The sequence below is a fragment of the Marinobacter nitratireducens genome (assembly GCF_000708045.1).
In the GTDB taxonomy this organism is placed as follows: domain Bacteria; phylum Pseudomonadota; class Gammaproteobacteria; order Pseudomonadales; family Oleiphilaceae; genus Marinobacter; species Marinobacter nitratireducens.
The window spans coordinates 30900-48670 of the sequence record NZ_ANIE01000002.1; the positions used below are offsets into that span (position 1 = coordinate 30900).

At 58.5% G+C, this 17771-nt stretch carries 13 protein-coding genes; 7 read left to right on the forward strand and 6 right to left on the reverse strand.

Annotated elements, in window-relative coordinates:
- Positions 1-113 precede the first annotated feature (113 nt).
- Complete coding sequence (locus tag D777_RS01075; RefSeq protein ID WP_036127895.1) at positions 114-1280, reverse strand: isovaleryl-CoA dehydrogenase; 1167 nt, start codon at positions 1278-1280, stop codon at positions 114-116.
- A gap of 62 nt (positions 1281-1342) precedes the next feature.
- Positions 1343-1765 carry a MerR family transcriptional regulator gene (locus D777_RS01080; RefSeq protein WP_036127896.1) on the reverse strand — a complete coding sequence of 141 codons (423 nt, stop codon included), beginning with the start codon at positions 1763-1765 and terminating at the stop codon, positions 1343-1345.
- Between the two features lie 104 nt (positions 1766-1869).
- Here D777_RS01080 and D777_RS01085 point away from each other — a divergent pair, with 104 nt between their 5' ends.
- Genes D777_RS01085 through D777_RS01095 form a run of 3 tightly spaced genes read left to right on the forward strand, consistent with a single transcriptional unit; the run spans position 1870 to position 5024 of the window.
- Positions 1870-2631, forward strand: a complete 762-nt coding sequence (locus D777_RS01085; RefSeq protein ID WP_036128234.1) for an SDR family NAD(P)-dependent oxidoreductase — start codon at positions 1870-1872, stop codon at positions 2629-2631.
- 54 nt (positions 2632-2685) lie between these two features.
- Entirely contained in the window at positions 2686-3837 is a 1152-nt protein-coding gene (locus D777_RS01090) for an acyl-CoA dehydrogenase family protein (protein ID WP_036127899.1), read from the forward strand.
- Between the two features lie 5 nt (positions 3838-3842).
- Positions 3843-5024 (forward strand): thiolase family protein, encoded by a 1182-nt coding sequence (locus D777_RS01095; protein WP_036127904.1) that lies wholly within the window; start codon positions 3843-3845, stop codon positions 5022-5024.
- A gap of 333 nt (positions 5025-5357) precedes the next feature.
- Here D777_RS01095 and D777_RS01100 read toward each other — a convergent pair whose 3' ends face one another.
- Positions 5358-5636 (reverse strand): ACT domain-containing protein, encoded by a 279-nt coding sequence (locus tag D777_RS01100; RefSeq protein WP_036127907.1) that lies wholly within the window; start codon positions 5634-5636, stop codon positions 5358-5360.
- Positions 5633-7330, reverse strand: a complete 1698-nt coding sequence (gene ilvG, locus D777_RS01105) for an acetolactate synthase 2 catalytic subunit (protein ID WP_036127910.1) — start codon at positions 7328-7330, stop codon at positions 5633-5635. The genes D777_RS01100 and ilvG overlap by 4 nt, the downstream gene beginning before the upstream one ends.
- 326 nt (positions 7331-7656) lie before the next feature.
- Between ilvG and D777_RS01110 the strand changes: the two genes are divergently transcribed.
- Together D777_RS01110 and D777_RS01115 are read left to right on the forward strand one after the other, a co-directional pair.
- Positions 7657-8739 (forward strand): efflux RND transporter periplasmic adaptor subunit, encoded by a 1083-nt coding sequence (locus D777_RS01110; RefSeq protein WP_036128236.1) that lies wholly within the window; start codon positions 7657-7659, stop codon positions 8737-8739.
- Between the two features lie 6 nt (positions 8740-8745).
- Entirely contained in the window at positions 8746-11817 is a 3072-nt protein-coding gene (locus D777_RS01115; RefSeq protein ID WP_036127913.1) for an efflux RND transporter permease subunit, read from the forward strand.
- Between the two features lie 3 nt (positions 11818-11820).
- Here the strand turns inward: D777_RS01115 and D777_RS01120 are convergent, their stop codons facing one another.
- On the reverse strand, positions 11821-13446 hold the full coding sequence (locus tag D777_RS01120; RefSeq protein ID WP_036127916.1) for a methyl-accepting chemotaxis protein: 1626 nt from the start codon (positions 13444-13446) through the stop codon (positions 11821-11823).
- 101 nt (positions 13447-13547) lie between these two features.
- On the opposite strand from D777_RS01120, the gene D777_RS01125 reads away from it, so the two are divergent.
- Entirely contained in the window at positions 13548-14267 is a 720-nt protein-coding gene (locus D777_RS01125) for a pseudouridine synthase (protein ID WP_036127919.1), read from the forward strand.
- A gap of 110 nt (positions 14268-14377) precedes the next feature.
- The gene (locus D777_RS01130) at positions 14378-16276 is read left to right on the forward strand and encodes a sensor domain-containing diguanylate cyclase (protein WP_036127921.1); all 1899 of its coding nucleotides are present in this window, start codon (positions 14378-14380) and stop codon (positions 16274-16276) included.
- On the opposite strand, the gene D777_RS01135 is transcribed toward D777_RS01130, so the two are convergent.
- Complete coding sequence (locus D777_RS01135) at positions 16243-17727, reverse strand: amidase (RefSeq protein ID WP_036127924.1); 1485 nt, start codon at positions 17725-17727, stop codon at positions 16243-16245. The genes D777_RS01130 and D777_RS01135 overlap by 34 nt on opposite strands.
- Between the last annotated feature and the right edge of the window lie 44 nt (positions 17728-17771).

Genomic DNA, 17771 nt, shown 5'->3' on the forward strand with positions numbered 1-17771 from the left:
TGTGCGCTTGTTTACGGCCATCCTTGGCCTTCAACATTCCCGGAATGCCAGTACGCCTGCACCTTGTCAGACTTCAGGTGCGGGACGCCGCACCATCCTGGCGAGAAACAGGCTTACTTGTTCAGGAACAGCTCACGCCCGATCAACATGCGGCGGATCTCAGAGGTTCCTGCGCCGATTTCATAGAGCTTGGCGTCGCGCAGCAGGCGGCCTGTCGGGTATTCGTTGATGTAGCCGTTGCCGCCAAGCAGCTGGATGGCGTCCAGGGCGAGTTTGGTGGCCATTTCGGCGGAGTAGAGAATGGCGCCGGCGGCGTCTTTGCGGGTGGTCTCGCCGCGGTCGGCGGACTGGGCCACCATGTAGACGTAGGACTTGGATGTGTTCATGAAGGTGTACATGTCTGCCACCTTGCCCTGAACCAGTTCGAACTCACCGATGGCCTGGCCGAACTGTTTGCGCTCGCGGATATAGGGGACGACCACGTCCATCGCGGCCTGCATGATGCCCAGCGGGCCACCGGAGAGGACGAGGCGCTCGTAGTCGAGGCCGCTCATCAGAACTTTGGCGCCGTTGCCGACACCGCCCAGTACGTTTTCCTTGGGAACCTTGCAGTCCTGGAACACCAGTTCACAGGTGTTGGAGCCGCGCATACCCAGTTTGTCGAGTTTCTGGTGGCGGCTGAAGCCAGGGTAGTCGCGCTCTACGATGAAGGCGGTGACGCCTTTGGAACCGCCTTTCGGGTCGGTCTTCGCGTAGATGACGTAGGTGTTGGCGTCCGGGCCGTTGGTGATCCACATTTTGTTGCCGTTCAGCACGTAGTGGTCGCCTTCGTCACGGGCGTGGAGCTTCATGGAGATTACGTCGGAACCGGCGTTGGGTTCAGACATGGCCAGGGCGCCGATGTGTTCGCCGCTGACGAGTTTTGGCAAATACTTCTGTTTCTGCTCTTCAGTGCCGTTGCGGTGAATCTGGTTCACGCAGAGGTTGGAGTGGGCACCGTAGGAGAGGCCAACGGAGGCGGAGGCGCGGCTGATTTCTTCCATGGCGATCACGTGCGCCAGATAGCCCATGTCAGACCCGCCGTATTCTTCTTTGACGGTAATACCCAGCAGGCCCATGTCGCCCATTTTACGCCACAGATCCATGGGGAATTCGTTGTTGCGGTCGATTTCCTCGGCGCGGGGAGCGATCTCGGAGGCGGCGAATCCGTTGATCTGCTCGCGGAGCATGTCGAGGGTTTCGCCGAGGCCGAAATTGAGCTCTGAGTATTGTGATTTCATCGTTGGCTACCTTCTTGTTTTGTCACTGTCTGTTTGGTCGCCGTCATAGTCGATGACGGCTTTTATGTTTCGTCTTTCACCAGCTCCTGCTCTTTCTTCCTCTGCAGTTCGGCCAGTGCTTCGCGACACCGCGCTTCGGCGGTTTCCATTTCCATCTCTGCCTGGGCAATGTCGTTTTTCTGTTGTTCCAGGTGTGCTCGTCTGGCGTCCAGGATCTCAAGCATCTTCAGGAGTTGTTTTTCGTTGCCGGTTTCCGTTTCGTCCCACAGGTCGAAAAGCTCCCGGGTCTCTGCCAGTGTAAATCCCATTCGCTTACCGCGAAGGATGAGCTTGAGCCTCACGCGGTCTTTGGTGCTGAAGACCCTTGTTTGTCCGCGACGGGTGGGTTTCAGCAGGCCCTCATCCTCATAGAAACGGATGCTTCGGGTTGTCACGTCGAACTCCTGGGAGAGCTCGCTGATGCTGAATGTTCGTTTTTCGGCCATGACGATTTCCTTTTTCGACTTAGGTTAGATAAAGTTTACGTAAACGTAAAGTATTTTTAGGGTCGGATTTTCGAAAACCAGATACCCAACAAGAGGAGTAGATGATGGAATTCAATAATGTGGGCGCCATTGTAACAGGCGGAGCCTCCGGTCTTGGTGAAGGCGCTGCCCGCGCTCTGGCTGCGGCGGGCTGCAAGGTGGCCATTCTGGATGTGCAGAAAGAGCAGGGCGAGAAAGTCGCTGCTGACATTGGCGGCATCTTTCTTGAGTGTGATGTGACGTCTCCGGAGAGTGCCGAAGCCGCTATCAGCGCCGCGCGCGAGGCCCACGGGCCCTGCGGTGTTGCCGTTAACTGCGCCGGCATTGCGCCTGCGGCCAAGATTCTGGGCCGTGAAGGGGTGATGCCTTTGGAGAACTTCAGCAAGGTTATCCAGGTCAATCTCATAGGCACTTTTAATATTCTGCGCCTGGCTGCGTCAGATATGGCGACTCGCGAGCCAAACGCTGACGGTGAGCGTGGTGTCATCATCAATACCGCATCGGTGGCCGCTTATGAAGGGCAGATCGGGCAAGCGGCCTACAGTGCCTCAAAAGGCGGTGTTGTGGCGCTGACCCTGCAATCTGCAAGGGAGCTCTCCCGCGAGGGCATCCGGGTCAACACCATTGCGCCCGGCCTGTTCCTGACACCGATGATGGCGGGCATGCCTCAGGAAGTTCAGGACAGCCTGGCGGCCACACTGCCGTTCCCGAAACGCCTCGGCAAGCCGGAAGAGTTCGGCATGATGGTGGACCAGATGGTGCGTAACCCGATCCTCAATGGTGAGGTGATTCGCCTGGACTGTGCGTTGCGCATGGCTCCGAAATAAGACGCGTCTGCTGATCAGACGGCCAAGCAAAGTACTAACCTGCAGGTGAAAACAATGAGCAATCCTGTTGATCAAGAAGAACTCGCGCTGTTTCGCGACTCCGTCATCAAGGCGCTGGAAACCGAAGTCGCGCCTCAATATGAGGCTTGGGAGAAGACCGGCATCGTCCCGCGGGAGCTCTGGAATACTCTGGGCAACGCCGGCATGTTGTGTGTCGATGTGCCCGAAGAATGCGGCGGCTGCGGCGCGCCCTTCCAGTATTCCGTGGTGGTTGGAGAAGAGATGGCCCGGATGGGCTTTGGTGCGCTCTCAACCAATGTCATGGTCCATTCCGACATCGTGGCTCCCTACCTGAGCCATATCGGCAATGACGAGCAGAAGCAGCAATGGCTTCCGAAAATGGTCTCCGGGGAAGCGGTAGGCGCCATTGCGATGACTGAGCCTGGAGCCGGCAGTGATCTCCAGGCCATCCGCACCAGTGCCGTAAAGGATGGGGACGACTATATCCTTAATGGCTCGAAGACCTTTATTACCAATGGCCAGCACGCGGACATGGTCATCGTCGCAGCCAAAACCGATCCCAATGCGGGGGCAAAAGGCATCAGCCTGTTCCTGATCGATACCTCTCTGCCGGGGTTCAGCCGCGGACGAAACCTGGACAAGATCGGGCAGCATTCCGGAGACACCTCCGAACTGTTCTTCTCGGATATGCGAGTGCCTGCCAGTGCACTGCTCGGGGAAGAGGGGCAAGGCTTCGTTTACCTTATGCGCGAGCTTCCAAGAGAGCGTCTGGTCATTGGCGCGCTCGGTGTTGCCGCCGCTCGTGGATCGCTGGACATGACCATTACCTATACCCAGGAACGCGAGCTGTTTGGCCAGAAGCTGTCGCAGCTTCAGAACACCCGTTTCGAAATTGCGCGCATGGAAACGGATTACCGCATCAACAAAGCGTTCGTGGACCAGTGCATTCGCGAATACGAAGAGGGCAAGCTCGACGCACCCACCGCGTCCATGGCCAAGTACAGCGCTACTGAAATGCAGTGCCGGGTTGCTGACGGCTGCTTGCAGCTATTCGGCGGCTACGGCTACACCACTGAATACCCGATTTCCCGGAACTTCATCGACGCCCGTGTTCAGCGAATTTATGGCGGTACGTCTGAAGTCATGAAGGAAATCATTGCTCGCTCGGTTTTAGGAAGAGGATAAAGATCATGAACCAGAACGATGTCGTAATCGCAGGATCCGCAAGAACCGCCATGGGCGGCATGATGGGCTCATTGAGCTCCGTGCGTTCACCGGAACTGGGCGCCGTTTCCATCAAGGCGGCCATCGAACGCTCAGGCCTTCAGCCTGTCGATATCCAGGAAGTGATCATGGGCTGTGTCTTGCCTGCCGGCCTCGGCCAGGCTCCGGCGCGCCAGGCCTCCCGAAGTGCCGGTATCCCGGACAGCTCCGGCTGCACTACCGTCAACAAGATGTGCGGCTCCGGCATGCAGGCCGTCATCATGGCCCACGACCAGATCAAGGCTGGCACCAACAACATCATGATCGCCGGCGGTATGGAAAACATGAGCCAGGCACCGTATCTGTTGCCGAAAGCGCGTGCGGGCATGCGCATGGGCCACGGGCAGGTGATCGACAGCATGTTCTTCGATGGTCTGGAGGATGCCTATGAAGGTGGACTGATGGGCGTGTTCGCCCAGCGCACCGCCGACAAGGAAAACATCACCCGCGAGGACATGGACGAGTTTGCCATCGGCTCTCTGAACAAGTCCCTGGAGGCCATCAACAATGGCTGGTTCAAGGATGAAATCGCACCAGTAACCGTATCGGGGCGGGGTGGCGACACCATCGTCGATACCGACGAACAACCCGGCAATGCCCGCCCGGACAAAATTCCGCAGCTGAAACCGGCGTTCGCGAAAGACGGCTCAGTAACCGCTGCCAACTCCAGTTCCATCAGCGACGGCGGCTCAGCCCTGGTACTGGCATCAGCAGGCGAAGCCGAAGCCCGCGGCCTGACGCCGCAGGCCCGAATCGTGGCTCACGCCACCCATGCGCGGTTGCCAGCGGAGTTCACTCTGGCACCCATCGGTGCCATCGAGAAGGTGCTGGAGAAGGCCAACTGGTCAGTCGATGATGTTGACCTCTTCGAGATCAACGAAGCCTTCGCTGTGGTTACCCTCGCGGCGATGAAAGCGCTCGATCTGCCAGCTGAGAAAGTCAACGTCTACGGGGGCGCCTGCGCTCTTGGTCATCCCATCGGCTCATCCGGTTCCCGTATTCTGGTCACTCTGATCAACGCCCTGAAGCAACGCGGCCTCAAGCGTGGGGTGGCTTCCCTCTGCATTGGTGGGGGAGAGGGCACTGCTGTGGCTATCGAGTTACTTTAAACATTGGAGCTCTGGGCCAGCGCCAGCCTGCATGGTTTGGTGGCTGGTCCCGAGGTGGTCGGTCATTTCTTATCGGAAAAACAACTCGCTTCGCTCAGACATTTTTTCCGAACGAAATGACCGACCACCCCGTGCCCGTGATACAAACGGATTGTTCTCACAAAAAATGCGTCAATACCCCGGGCGAACCACTCTGTGGTTTAGCTGGATAGGGGGTGGGGGTGTCTTTCTGCCGGGAAAAAATGTCTGAGCGAAGCGAGTTGTTTTTCCCAGAAGAAAGACACCCCCACCTCCTGTCCCACCACCAACCCAAGCAGGCTACAGCCCAAACCATCAGGCACTACAACTCTGAACCCGTGCACCTGTCTCGAGGTCAACCGACGCCACCGTATGCAGCTTCTCCAACTGCGACTGCAACATCGCGATAGGCCGGGAACCCTCCAGCGTCAGAGCGATATCCAGATGCTCCCCGGTGCTTTCCATATTCATCCGGGAAATCCGGAACCCGCGGATACGAACCACCTGACACAGCCGCTCCAGTGCCGCTGCCTCATGGGCCATGCGACAGTTCAAGGTATAACTGGGTGTTGATGTCTCTCTTGGTTGGCTCATGCTACCTGCTCTTTGTTTGCATTGTTGCGTCGTGGTTCGTCGATCATGTCTTTGTTGCTGCCGCCGGGTTTAACGATGGGCCAGACGTTTTCCTCACGGGAGATGGCCACGTGCAGCAGCATCGGGCCGTCATAGGCCAGCAGGGTTTCGATGCCCCGGCGGATCTGGTCGGTGCGTTCGATGTGCAGGGCCGGGATGTCGAAGGCGCGGGCCATGGCGACGAAGTCCGGGTTGTCGTCCAGGTTTATCTGGCTTTCGCGGTTGTTGTAGAACAACTCCTGCTGCTGGCGGACCATGCCCAGGCACTGGTTGTCCAGGACGATCAGTTTGACCGGCAGGTTATAGCGGCGAATGGTGGCCAGTTCCTGGGCGTTCATCATGAATGAGCCGTCGCCAGTGACGTTGATAACGGTGCTGTTGCGGTCTGCGAACTGGGCGCCGATGGCCGCAGGCATGCCGAAGCCCATGGTGCCCAGGCCGCCACTGGTGAGGTGGTGGCGAGGGTGGTCGAACTGGTAATGCTGGGCCACCCACATCTGGTGCTGGCCTACGTCGCAGGCAATGACCGTGTCGTCCGGGGTGATTCGGGACATCTGTCGGATGAAGGCCGGGCCGGTAATCGGGGCCAGAGCTTCTTCATTGTCTGCCGTGTGAAATCCTCCGGTTGTGCACCAGGTGCGACACTGGTCCTGCCAGTCTGCAATGGATAGCGGGTTTTCTTTCAATGCCCTGGTGAATGAAACCAGGATGGCGTTCAGGTCGCCACGAAGGGCGGTATCTGCCGGGCGAAGTTTGTTGATCTCGGCGGCATCGGCGTCGATATGAATCATTCTGGCGTTGGGGGCGAAGCCATCCAGTTTGCCGGTGGCGCGGTCATCCAGCCGGGCGCCGACAACAAACAGCAGGTCGCACTCATCGACCGCTTTATTGGCTGCGCGTGATCCGTGCATACCCAGCATGCCCAGGTCATTGGGGTTGTGTTTGCCGGCGTTGCCGATGCCTTTGAGTGTGACTACGCCAGGCATGCAGGAAGCCTCGGCAAATTCCCGAAAAGCCGTTTCGGCATGAGCCAGGGATACGCCGCCACCGCTGTACAGCAGGGGCTTTTTCGCGCTTCTCAGCATGGTCAGTGCTTCGGTGATATCGGCGTGGGCGGCCGCAGGCGCCTGTTTCGCCGGGATGGCTGCTCGAGTCACCTCTGTCAGCAGGATGTCTTTGGGAATATCGATCCATACCGGACCGGGGCGGCCGCTCTCGGCCAGTTCCATGGCTTCTTCCAGAATGGCGGGCAGCTCGTCGGCATCGTCGACCAGATAGCTGTGTTTGACGATGCCAAGGGCCATGCCCAGTACGTCGGTCTCCTGGAAGGCATCGGTTCCGATCAGGCCGGACGGAACCTGTCCGGTAATGACCAGCATGGGGATGGAGTCCCGATGGGCGTTGGCAACGCCGGTGATCAGGTTGGTTGCGCCCGGGCCGGAGGTGGCAATGCAAACGCCGAGCTTACCGCTGGCACGGGCATAGCCGTCTGCGGCAAGGGCACAGGCCTGTTCGTGGCGACAGAGCACATGCTCAACGCCCACGTCGTCCACCAGCGCGTCGTATAGCGGCATGATGCAGCCGCCCGGATAGCCGAAAACCGTGCTGATGTTGTGGCGATGAAACGCTTCAAGAATGTGCTGTGCGCCGTTCATGGTCGTTTTTCCTTTTTCTTCCGCAAAAAAAAGCCCCCGGGACCTTTCGGTGCCGGGGGCTTTTGGTGTCTTGTCAGGTTGTCGTCAGTTCAACCGCTTGTCCACGCAAAAGCCCCCGGATGGCACCACGACCACCAGGACAAGCTTCACAAGGACAATCACTGCGTTGAAATTCATGTAATCGACAATCTGCTCTGAATTCGTAAAAACTTTGTGTGTAGAATCTAACGCACGTTTTGAATCGGTTGCAACTGTTTCTTCCGGTTTTTTATCAGGCAGGTGCAGTGACGCGCCTGGCCACGCAGAAATTGCACAGCGAGTTTTCCATGACAAAAGCAAAGTGGGGTTCCCTGGGACTCTCCGTTCTGGTGGTTATTGCATTGGTTGTCTGGATGGCAACCGGCGATATCAAAGAAGCGAGGAATGAGGCGCCTGATCCGATCGGTGCAGAGCCCAAGGCGCTGACCAGCGTTCAGGTCCGCACAATCAATGCGCGGCTTCATGAACCCGGTATTCTCCTTCAGGGCCAGCTGGATCCCTGGCAGTCGGTGTCAGTAAGCGCACGGGTATCCGGAACGGTGCAGTCAATCGAGGCTGATCTCGGTGAGCAGGTGCAGGAAAACGACGCACTGCTGCAGCTCTCGGATGATGGACGGGAAGCCGTTGTCGCGCGCTGGAAAGCACGGGTGCGTAAACTGGACGCCGACCTGGCGGCGGCCCGGACACTCCGCTCCAACAATCTGGCCTCGCAGTCCGAGTTGATGAACCTGGAGAGCGAGCTCGCGGCAGCGAAAGCAGAGTTGGCGTCTGCCAGACTGGCGGTGGAGTATCTGACGCCGAGAGCGCCTTTTGCCGGTGTGATCAACAGTAAGACCGTGGAGAGGGGCAGCCTGGTCCAGGCCGGATCGCCGCTGTTCGAGCTGGTTCGGATTGATCGGTTGAAGGCAACCGGCCAGGTTCCCCAGCAGTCCGTTGGTCAGGTGTCGCCCGGGCAGAGAGTGACCGTCGACCTTTTAGACGGCGAGCAGTTGAGCGGGATCGTCACCTTTGTGGCCAGCGCGGCGGCCCCGCAAACCCGGAGTTTTGCGGTGGAAGTCGCCGTCGAGAACCCGGATTTGCTGCGAGTTGCCGGTGGCAGTGCCAGCCTGCGCATTGCGCTGCCCGAAGTGAAAGCCATGTTTATTTCCCCGGCTTACCTGTCGCTGGATGACTCCGGGCGCCCGGGGGTGAAATACATCGATGATGAGAATCGGGTGGTCTTCGGCACGGTCCGTCTCCTGAGTGTTTCCACCGAGGGAGCCTGGGTTACTGGTTTGCCGGACGAGATCCAACTGATCACTCGAGGCGGTGGCTTTGTCGGGGTGGGTGAGAAGGTTCGCCCCGTCAACGTCGCCGATAGTCAGGGTTGATTCTCTATGCGCACGCTCATCTATGCCGCTATGGATCGCAGTCGTACCACGCTGCTGACCCTGCTGTTTCTGATCCTCGGAGGCATTGCCGCCTTTGAAGTCATCCCCAAGGAAGCCAATCCGGATGTCACCATCCCGGTGATCTACGTGTCCATGTCTCTGGAGGGCATCAGTCCCGAGGATGCGGAACGTCTGCTGGTTCGGCCAATGGAGCAGGAGCTCCGGTCCCTTGAGGGGATCAAGGAAATGAGGGGCAGGGCCTCGGAGGGGCACGCCTCGGTGATGCTGGAATTCGATGCCGGGTTTGATTCCGACAAGGCCTTGCAGGATGTCAGGGAGAAGGTGGATACCGCGCGCAGCAAGTTACCGGATGAAGCCGATGAACCCAGCGTTAATGAAATCAACGTCTCCCTGTTTCCGGTGATGTCGGTCGGGCTTTCCGGGCCGCTGTCGGAACGAGAGCTGATCACCATTGCCCGCACGTTGCAGGATGCTATTGAGGCGATACCGGAAGTGTTGGAAGTTGAGATCGGTGGTGATCGGGAAGATTTGCTGGAGGTTGTTGTCGATCCCCAGGTACTGGAAAGCTACAACATCGACTTCGACCAGTTGGCTGCTTTGGTTACCCGCAACAATCAACTGGTGGCGGCGGGTTCTCTGGACACTGGTAACGGGCGGATGTCGCTGAAGGTGCCCGGTGTCATTGAAACCATCGAAGATGTCATGTCGATGCCGGTGAAGGTGGATGGCAATACGGTCGTCACCTTCGGTGATGTGGCCATGCTGCAGAGAACCTTCAAGGACCCGACCGGGTTTGCCCGTATTAACGGCGAGCCGGCCCTGGTGCTGGAAATCTCCAAACGCACGGGCGCCAACATTATCGAGACGGTCAGGCAGGTCCGGGAGCTGATTGAGCAGGTCCGGCCAAACCTGCCTGAGACCCTGGAAGTGCGTTACATCATGGACCAGTCGGAGGAGGTCAAAGACATCCTCAGCGACCTGTTGAACAACGTGCTGACGGCCATCGTGCTGGTCATCATCGTGGTGATTGCGGCCATGGGGCCGCGCTCGGCGATGCTGGTCGGGCTGACCATCCCGGGAGCGTTTCTTACCGGTATCCTGGTGATCTGGGGCATGGGGCTGACGCTCAACATTGTTGTTCTGTTCAGTCTTATTCTGGTGGCCGGCATGCTGGTGGACGGTGCCATCGTGGTGTCTGAACTCGCGGACCGAAACCTCTCCGACGGCGCTGAAGTCAAGCAGGCCTGGGCTCAGGCGGCAAGCCGGATGGCATGGCCGATCATTGCATCCACGGCGACGACCCTGGCGGTATTCGTTCCACTGCTGTTCTGGCCAGGGGTGGTCGGCGAATTCATGAAGTTCCTGCCCATGACCGTGATCATCTGTCTCATTGCCTCGTTGGCCATGGCGCTGGTATTCCTGCCGGTGCTTGGAGGCACGAGCGGCGGTCGCCGAGTGCGGCAGCATGCCTCCGGCGGTCGCTTGATGGATCACTACAGAGCACTGCTGTCGCGCCTCCTCAGGTATCCGGGATTTACCCTCATGGGTGTGCTTGGGGTCATCACTCTGATCTACATCGCCTATGGCAAGTTCAACCATGGCGTGGAGTTTTTCCCGAGTGTGGAGCCGGATTCGGCCCAGGTGCAGGTAAGGGCCCGCGGTGATCTGTCTGTCTGGGAACGGGACGAGATCGTCCGGGAAGTCGAGCGAAGGTTGCAGGGCATGCCGGAGGTGAAAGCGTTATATGCCCGGTCCATGGTGAGCTCCGGCAGCCAGATGGCGCCGGATGTGATCGGGGTGCTGCAATTCCAGTTTACCGACTGGGACACGCGCCGGCCGGCTTCAGAGATTCTGGAGGACTTCCGGGCACGAACCCGCGACATTCCCGGTATTCTGCTGGAATTTCGAAAGCAGGAAGGTGGGCCCGCCGAAGGCAAGCCCATCGAATTGCAGGTCAGTAGCCGAAACCCTCAGCAGCTTGATGGATTCGTGGATGTCATCGAAGACCGCATGCGTGCCATGGGTGGTTTTGTGGATATTGAAGACGACCGAAGTCTACCGGGTATCGAGTGGCGTCTGAATGTGGATCGGGAAGCGGCGGCGCGATTCGGTACCGATGTCCTCAGTATTGGCAGTGCGGTGAGGCTGGTCACCAATGGCCTTGTTCTGGCAACCTACCGCCCGGAGGATGTGCGCGACGAGGTGGATATCGCGGTGCGGGTGCCCAACAACTGGCGGGAGCTGGATCAGCTGCAACGACAGACCATCAACACATCGCGCGGACAGGTGCCGTTGTCGGAGTTCGTGGATCTGGAACCCGGCGACAAGACCAACAGCATTGTGCGTGTGGACGGTCAGCGTACCATCACCATCAAGTCAGAGCTGGCACCCGGGAGGCGGGTGGATGAGTTGCTGAAGTCGCTTCAGGCGGAAATGCCGGAAGCACCCGCTGGGGTGTCTGTGAAATTCGCAGGTGAGAATGAGGACCAGACGCAGGCCTCGAACTTCCTGGCGTCGGCATTCCTGGTGGCTGTGGCAATGATGTTGCTGATCCTGGTGACCCAGTTCAACTCCCTTTACCAGACCTTCCTGATTCTCTCGGCGATCATTCTGTCGACGGCGGGTGTCCTGCTCGGGCTGCTGTTCAACGGTCAGTCTTTCGGCATCGTGATGGTCGGCATGGGCATCATCGCCCTGGCCGGGATCGTCGTGAACAACAACATCATCCTGATCGACACCTACAACCAGATGAGAAAAGAGGGAATGGGCGCCTACGATGCGGCTCTGGAGACCGGATGCCTGCGTCTCCGGCCGGTGCTGCTGACGGCGGTGACGACGGTGCTGGGCCTGATGCCCATGGTGCTGAGCGTGAATGTGGATTTGCTGACGCCGTCGCTGGGACTGGGCGCGCCATCCACGCAATGGTGGACCCAGCTTTCGAGTGCGATTGCGGGAGGCTTGTCCTTCGCAACGATTCTGACGCTGCTGCTGACGCCCGCCATGCTGGTGTTGGGAGACAAGGCCGGCCAGGCATTCAGGCGCCTGGCCGACCGGTAGGCGTTACTGGCGGATACGCCCGGCCAGGTTGCTGGCCTGGCGAGCCATGTTCTCCAGTTCCGGAACCGTGCGCAGGTTGTCTTCTGCCGCGCGGTTCATCTGCTCTGAGATCTCGGCAACCTCGGTCACGTTTCGGTTGATTTCCTCGCTGACACTGGTCTGCTCTTCAGCTGCGGTGGCCACCTGGGCGGTGGCGTCGTTCACACTGGCCATCCGGCTGGTGATTTCGCTCAGTGTGACTTTTACGGCCTGAACGGATTCGCTGCTTTCTCCGGCAACAACCTCTGAGGCCTGCATGTATTCCGTGGCATCCCGGGATGCGGACCCGATGGTTTCGATGATCTGATCAATCTCGACAGTCGCGTCCTGGGTTTTGGCTGCCAGGTTGCGGACTTCGTCAGCGACTACGGCAAAACCGCGACCGGCTTCCCCGGCCCTGGCGGCCTCAATGGCAGCGTTCAGCGCCAGCAGGTTGGTCTGGTCGGCGATTTCGCGGATCACCTGCATGACGTCACCAACCTTGCGACCATCGCTCGCCAACTGGTTAACGGTTTCGGCTGAACTGCGAATCTGATCCGTCAGACGGTTCATGCTGTCCACGGCGCGGCTGATCTGGTGATCTGCCTCTTTAGTTTGCCCCGCGGTCTCATCCACCTGGCTCGCCACTGAGGCTGCGTGGTGGGCAACGTCCTGAGCCGTTGCAGACATTTCGTTCATCGCGGTGGCAATCTGGTCGATGCGCTGGTGCGCCTTGTCGGATTGTGATGAAACCTCACTGGCATTATCGCGGATCAGGTTACCGGTGTTTTCCAGTTGCTCGGCGTTGGCTTTCATCAATGTGCCGGTCTCCGACAGGAACGCGTAAAGTGCACGGCCTGTATCCGCCAGACGGCCCAATTCGTCGTTGCGTTGTACGGTAATCGATTCGCTCAGGTCACCTTGTCCCAGTTTTCCAAGTTGATCGATGAGGCTTTTGGCCGGCCTGACAACGGCGCGGACAAGAACAATCACACAGGCGAGAGTGCCGAGGATAATGGCAGCAAACAGCAGACCACCCATCGTCCAGGTGCTGGAAGTGACGGACTGATTCAGGGCGCTGGCATTTTCGAGGCCACTGTTTTTGAGAAGCCCAGTCGCTTCCTCAATCAATTTGGCAGGTTGACGATCAATGCCCGCAACGGCCTTATCGCCAGCAGTGTGCCGGTAGCCCGCGTCGACAAAGGCCTCAAAACCCTCCCGATAGGCTTTACCCATTGTTCTATGGGAGGACTGGAATCGGCTCAGCAGGGCCTTTGCTTCTTCGTTTTCAATGCGGGGAATCAGTTCACTCAAGGCTGCCTGAATATCCGCTTCCCGTTGCTGGAAGCGGCCCCAGTATTTTTCCCGCTGCCCTGAGTCAGCCCCGCGGATCAGTACATTCTTCCATTCCTGGACCTGGGTCTTGAAGGCAATCAGGATATCCTGCGCCTCAAGAGCCCGGCTCATCTCGACATCAACCAGTCGGTTATACTCATCTCGTGACTGAAGCGACGTGTTGAAATAGAAACCGGCCACAACAGCCACAATGATGTTGGCTGTCAGAATGATGGTGAGCACACGGTTCAGAATGCTTCGGGTGTACCAGGCCATTGAACAAATCCTGTTGCTGGGGGTTGGAGGGCGCTATTATCCATGATAGCTGATTCCAGTCTGTTTCAATCTTTTGCATTTAAGTAACGCGTTAAATTTGAATGACAAATCCTCTGACCGAACTGTTTCGTGACGACCACCTTTTGGTGGTGCACAAACCCGCCGACCTGTTGGTTCACCGCAGCCCCATCGACAAGCATGAAACCGAATTTGCGCTTCAGTATGCGCGCGAACTGAATGGCGGCGACTACGTCTACCCGGTGCACCGGCTGGACAGACCCACATCCGGGGTTCTGGTGTTCGCCCGCAGCCCGGATATTGCGCGCACCCTGGGACAGGCCATGATGGCCGGTGAGGTCAAAAAGACTTATCAGGCGATGGTGCGTGGGTGGCCGCCGTTGGAGGGCCTGATTGATCATCCGCTGCGGGATGAGCCGGAAGACCGACGCCTCAAGCATCAGGAACAAACCGTGCGGGATGCCAGAACCCGCTACCGGACGCTGGCAACAACCGAAATCCCGGTCGCCATCGAGAAGTACCCCAGTAGCCGCTATGCCCTGGTTGCGCTCTTTCCGGACACGGGAAGGAAACACCAGCTAAGGCGGCATATGAAACACATCAGCCATCCGATTATTGGCGATGCCAATCATGGCCGTGGGCGCCACAACCGTTACTTTGCCGAGAGGTTCGGGAAGGGCAGGTTAATGCTGGCGGCGACGGATATTGAATTTGCTCACCCGGTTACTGGCGAAGCGGTTCATATTCATGCCGATCCGGAACCGAGTTTTCGCGATGTTTTAACGATCTTTCGGGATCTTTGATGTCTTTGTGATCTTTTTTTTCGAAATGCGTTGATTGGTACAAAACGCGAGCGATATGTAGAGGAATAGTCCATACTGGTCGCCAAACCAATAACAATACGTATGCTTTCGTGGTCACTAACAAACGTTTTGCTCTCCGCTGGTCTCTCTCGCTGCTGTTGGTAATCGTTGCGCAACTGTGCCATGCCAGCTCTTCGGTAGAGTGGGGTAAGCACTCAAGTCGCCAGGAGCTCGCGACATTTGTGGAGTATTGGCAAGAACCCGCCAAGCGTTCGGATATCGAACGGGTCCGCAGTCTCGCCGACAGTGCCTGGACCCGCAACGCCAGTGACAGTATCAGTCTCGGATACCACGACTCGGGCTACTGGTTCCGGGTTCGGATAGACAACAAAACCTCCCGGGAAGCGGTTACATTCCTGGAAATCGGCTACCCGGTGCTGGACCACATCGAGGTCTATTCATCTTCAAGCACGGGCAATGCTGAGCCGATCATGCTCGGTGACAAGCAGGCTTTCTATGACCGGCCCATCCATCACCGGAACTTCGTGATACCGCTGACGTTACCGGCAAGTGAAGCCACCACCGTCCTGATCCGGGTTCAGACTACCAGTTCCGTACAGGTCCCCCTGACACTGTGGGATCGTGATGCTTTCTACGCAGCGGAGCAGTCCCGGACAATGTTCGAGGGCATCTACTACGGCATCGTGCTGGTGATGATTCTTTACAACCTGTTTGTCTTCATGGCCGTCGGCGAGCGAAGCTTCCTTCACTATGTCGGCTACATCACCGCCATGCCCTTGTTTCTGGCCAGCCTCCACGGGGTGGCATTCCAGTATCTGTGGCCTGAGGCAACCTGGTGGAACGACCAGTCGATTATCGTGTTTCTGAACCTGGCGGTGTTGTTCGGCGGTACGTTCAGTATCCGCTTCATCAATGTCAGTCGGCGCAATCATCCCTCGCTAAACCGCTGGACGGTAGGGGTCATTTCGGCAGCCGGCATGCTGGCTGCTGCTGGCCTTCTGGTGCCCTACAAGTATCTGATCCTGCCCACTATTCTGTTAGCGTCTGTCGGTTGTTCCACCATGCTGTTCCTGAGCATCGTGCGCTGGCTGCGGAACGATCCCGCAGCCCGCTATTACACCTTTGCCTGGGTCTTCATGTTGTCGGGTGGCATTCTGCTGGCATTGAGCAAGTTCACCATGCTGCCCCGCAACCTGTTGACGGAAAACGGTACCCAGGTGGGGTCGGCGCTCGGGGTCATCCTGTTGTCGATTGCGCTGGCGGATCGTCTTAACAGCGAGAAGAAGCGGGCTTACGAGGCACAACAGAAGCTTCTGGGGGAGGAGCGGAAAGCGCGCATAGCCCAGGAGCAATCACTTCAGGTACAGCGTGAAGCCAATTCACTGCTTGAAGAGAGAGTGCAGGAACGCACCCGCGACCTGGAAAGCCTCAATGAACAGTTGCTGGAGCTCAGTGCCACGGATGCCCTGACCGGACTCAAGAATCGGGGCCATTTTGACCGAGAGTTCAGTGCCGCGGTTGTACATGCCTACCGTTACGGTGAGCCCTTGTCATTGCTGGTGCTGGATATCGACCATTTCAAGAAATTCAACGACACCCACGGCCACCTGATCGGAGACGACTGCCTGAAGATGGTGGCCCAGGGCATCCGGAAATTCGTGACTCGCCCTCAGGACCTTGCTGCCCGTTATGGCGGTGAAGAGTTTGTGGTTTTGCTCCCGGAAACACCGGAGGAGGGGGCCGTCAAAGTGGCCGAGCGAATCCGGACGGACATTGAAAAAACCGGCTTCCGGGTGTCGGACGAGATGCTGAATCTTACCGTGAGCGTGGGTGTTTGCAGCGTGTTCCCGGCCCGTGCCGATGCCACCAAGGACATCTTCCGGATTGCAGACGAAGCTCTCTACGAGGCCAAGGCAGGCGGACGTAATCGGGTGGTTGCCGGCAAAGCCTCGGATCAGGCCGAGGCCGTCTCCGGTTCGCCGGCCTGATTTGGGCTAGATGCGTTGAACAGCTGTGGCCAGGGAGACTCGCATTCCAGCGTGTACGCCAATTCAATTAGCGTGCGCTCCATGCCGTAAGGCGCCATGAACTGGACCGACAGGGGAAGCTTTTCGTCACTCAGCCCAGCCGGAACAGCAATGGCTGGTGCCCCCGTCGCATTGGCTACCGGTGTGAAGCTGACGTAGCGCGTAAGCCGGTCGAAGAGCACGTCGAAGGGCACCTCCGGGCTGAGATGCCCCAGCGGTGGGGTGGTTTGCCCCAGAACGGGCGTTAGCACGGCATCATAGCCCTCCATGGCACGGCCATAATCAACCCGCGATCTTTTGAGCCGCCACAAGGCGGCGGGCAGCCGGTAGAACGATTTTTTGAACTTGCCTGACAGGCCTCTGGTCAGGTCATCTACCTTTCGTTTGTCAAAATCGGGATGAATCAGCTTGTGGCCATTGGCTCTCACGCCGAAGGCCAGCATGGCCCAGTACAGGGCGAAATCCTCGGGAAAGGATTGGGCGACCGGGATGGTGACCGGTTCCACCGAGTGCCCCAGCTTCTCCAGCGTACGTGCGGTGTTTTCAACAGCCTGACGGGTAGCGCTGTCGGTTGGGTGGCCGGTAATGGAATCGATGATCAGCCCGATTCGGAGCTTCTGGCCACTGGGGCCATCAACCTGCCCGACAGGCGGGAGCTTATTCGGGCGCCTGAAATGTTCCGCCTGTGCCATGAAATTAGCCGTATCCCGGACCGATCGACTGACGATCCCGTCGGCGAGGATATTGATGGGCAGGGATTTCGCGGCTTCGTTATCGACCAGCCGACCCCGGCTGCTCTTGAGCCCTACCAGACCGCAGCAGGCAGCGGGAATCCGGATGGAGCCACCGCCATCATTGGCGTGAGCGATCGGGACAACACCAGAGGCAACCAGAGCGGCGGCCCCGCCCGACGAAGCACCGGAAGAAAACGCCGGGTTCCAGGGATTTCGCGTGGCGGCTCCATCCATGGACTCCGTTGTGGCGTTGAAGCCAAATTCCGGCAGTGTGCTTTTGCCCAGGCAAATGAACCCCTGATCCAACAGCTGCAGGGCAAATGGGCTGGTGTGATCCGCAACATGATGCGGTACGGCCGCCGAGCCGTGGCGGGTGGGGAGGCCCTTGATGTCGGTGTTGTCTTTGATAAACGTGGGTACACCGGCGAAAAAGCCCGGTCGCGGCGCAGAGCCATGGCCGTCTTGTTGACGAGCTGCTGCCAGAGCCTGGTCGAAAGCCTGGAAAGCAATGCCGTTGGAGGCCGGTTCGAGGCGATGCGCCCGATCAATGGCCGCTTGCGTGACTTCGGTGACCGACACATCCCGGTTTCGGATGCGCTCTGCCAAAGCGGTTGCGTCGTCCGCGCCCAGGGCATCATTAGTGAAGGTGTTGATGGGGCTGGGGGCGGATGCTCGCATAATCAAACTCTCAATGGGATGAACGTGCCAACACTCTACGCCAT

Bases quoted from the DNA above. Each gene is read 5' to 3' on its own strand.
- D777_RS01120 (WP_036127916.1), bottom strand. From the start codon at position 13,446: ATGGCCTGGTACACCCGAAGCATTCTGAACCGTGTGCTCACCATCATT.
- ilvG (WP_036127910.1), bottom strand. From the start codon at position 7,330: ATGAACGGCGCACAGCACATTCTTGAAGCGTTTCATCGCCACAACATC.
- D777_RS01095 (WP_036127904.1), top strand. From the start codon at position 3,843: ATGAACCAGAACGATGTCGTAATCGCAGGATCCGCAAGAACCGCCATG.
- D777_RS01110 (WP_036128236.1), top strand. From the start codon at position 7,657: ATGACAAAAGCAAAGTGGGGTTCCCTGGGACTCTCCGTTCTGGTGGTT.
- D777_RS01090 (WP_036127899.1), top strand. From the start codon at position 2,686: ATGAGCAATCCTGTTGATCAAGAAGAACTCGCGCTGTTTCGCGACTCC.
- D777_RS01100 (WP_036127907.1), bottom strand. From the start codon at position 5,636: ATGAGCCAACCAAGAGAGACATCAACACCCAGTTATACCTTGAACTGT.
- D777_RS01085 (WP_036128234.1), top strand. From the start codon at position 1,870: ATGGAATTCAATAATGTGGGCGCCATTGTAACAGGCGGAGCCTCCGGT.
- D777_RS01075 (WP_036127895.1), bottom strand. From the start codon at position 1,280: ATGAAATCACAATACTCAGAGCTCAATTTCGGCCTCGGCGAAACCCTC.
- D777_RS01080 (WP_036127896.1), bottom strand. From the start codon at position 1,765: ATGGCCGAAAAACGAACATTCAGCATCAGCGAGCTCTCCCAGGAGTTC.
- D777_RS01115 (WP_036127913.1), top strand. From the start codon at position 8,746: ATGCGCACGCTCATCTATGCCGCTATGGATCGCAGTCGTACCACGCTG.
- D777_RS01135 (WP_036127924.1), bottom strand. From the start codon at position 17,727: ATGCGAGCATCCGCCCCCAGCCCCATCAACACCTTCACTAATGATGCC.
- D777_RS01125 (WP_036127919.1), top strand. From the start codon at position 13,548: ATGACAAATCCTCTGACCGAACTGTTTCGTGACGACCACCTTTTGGTG.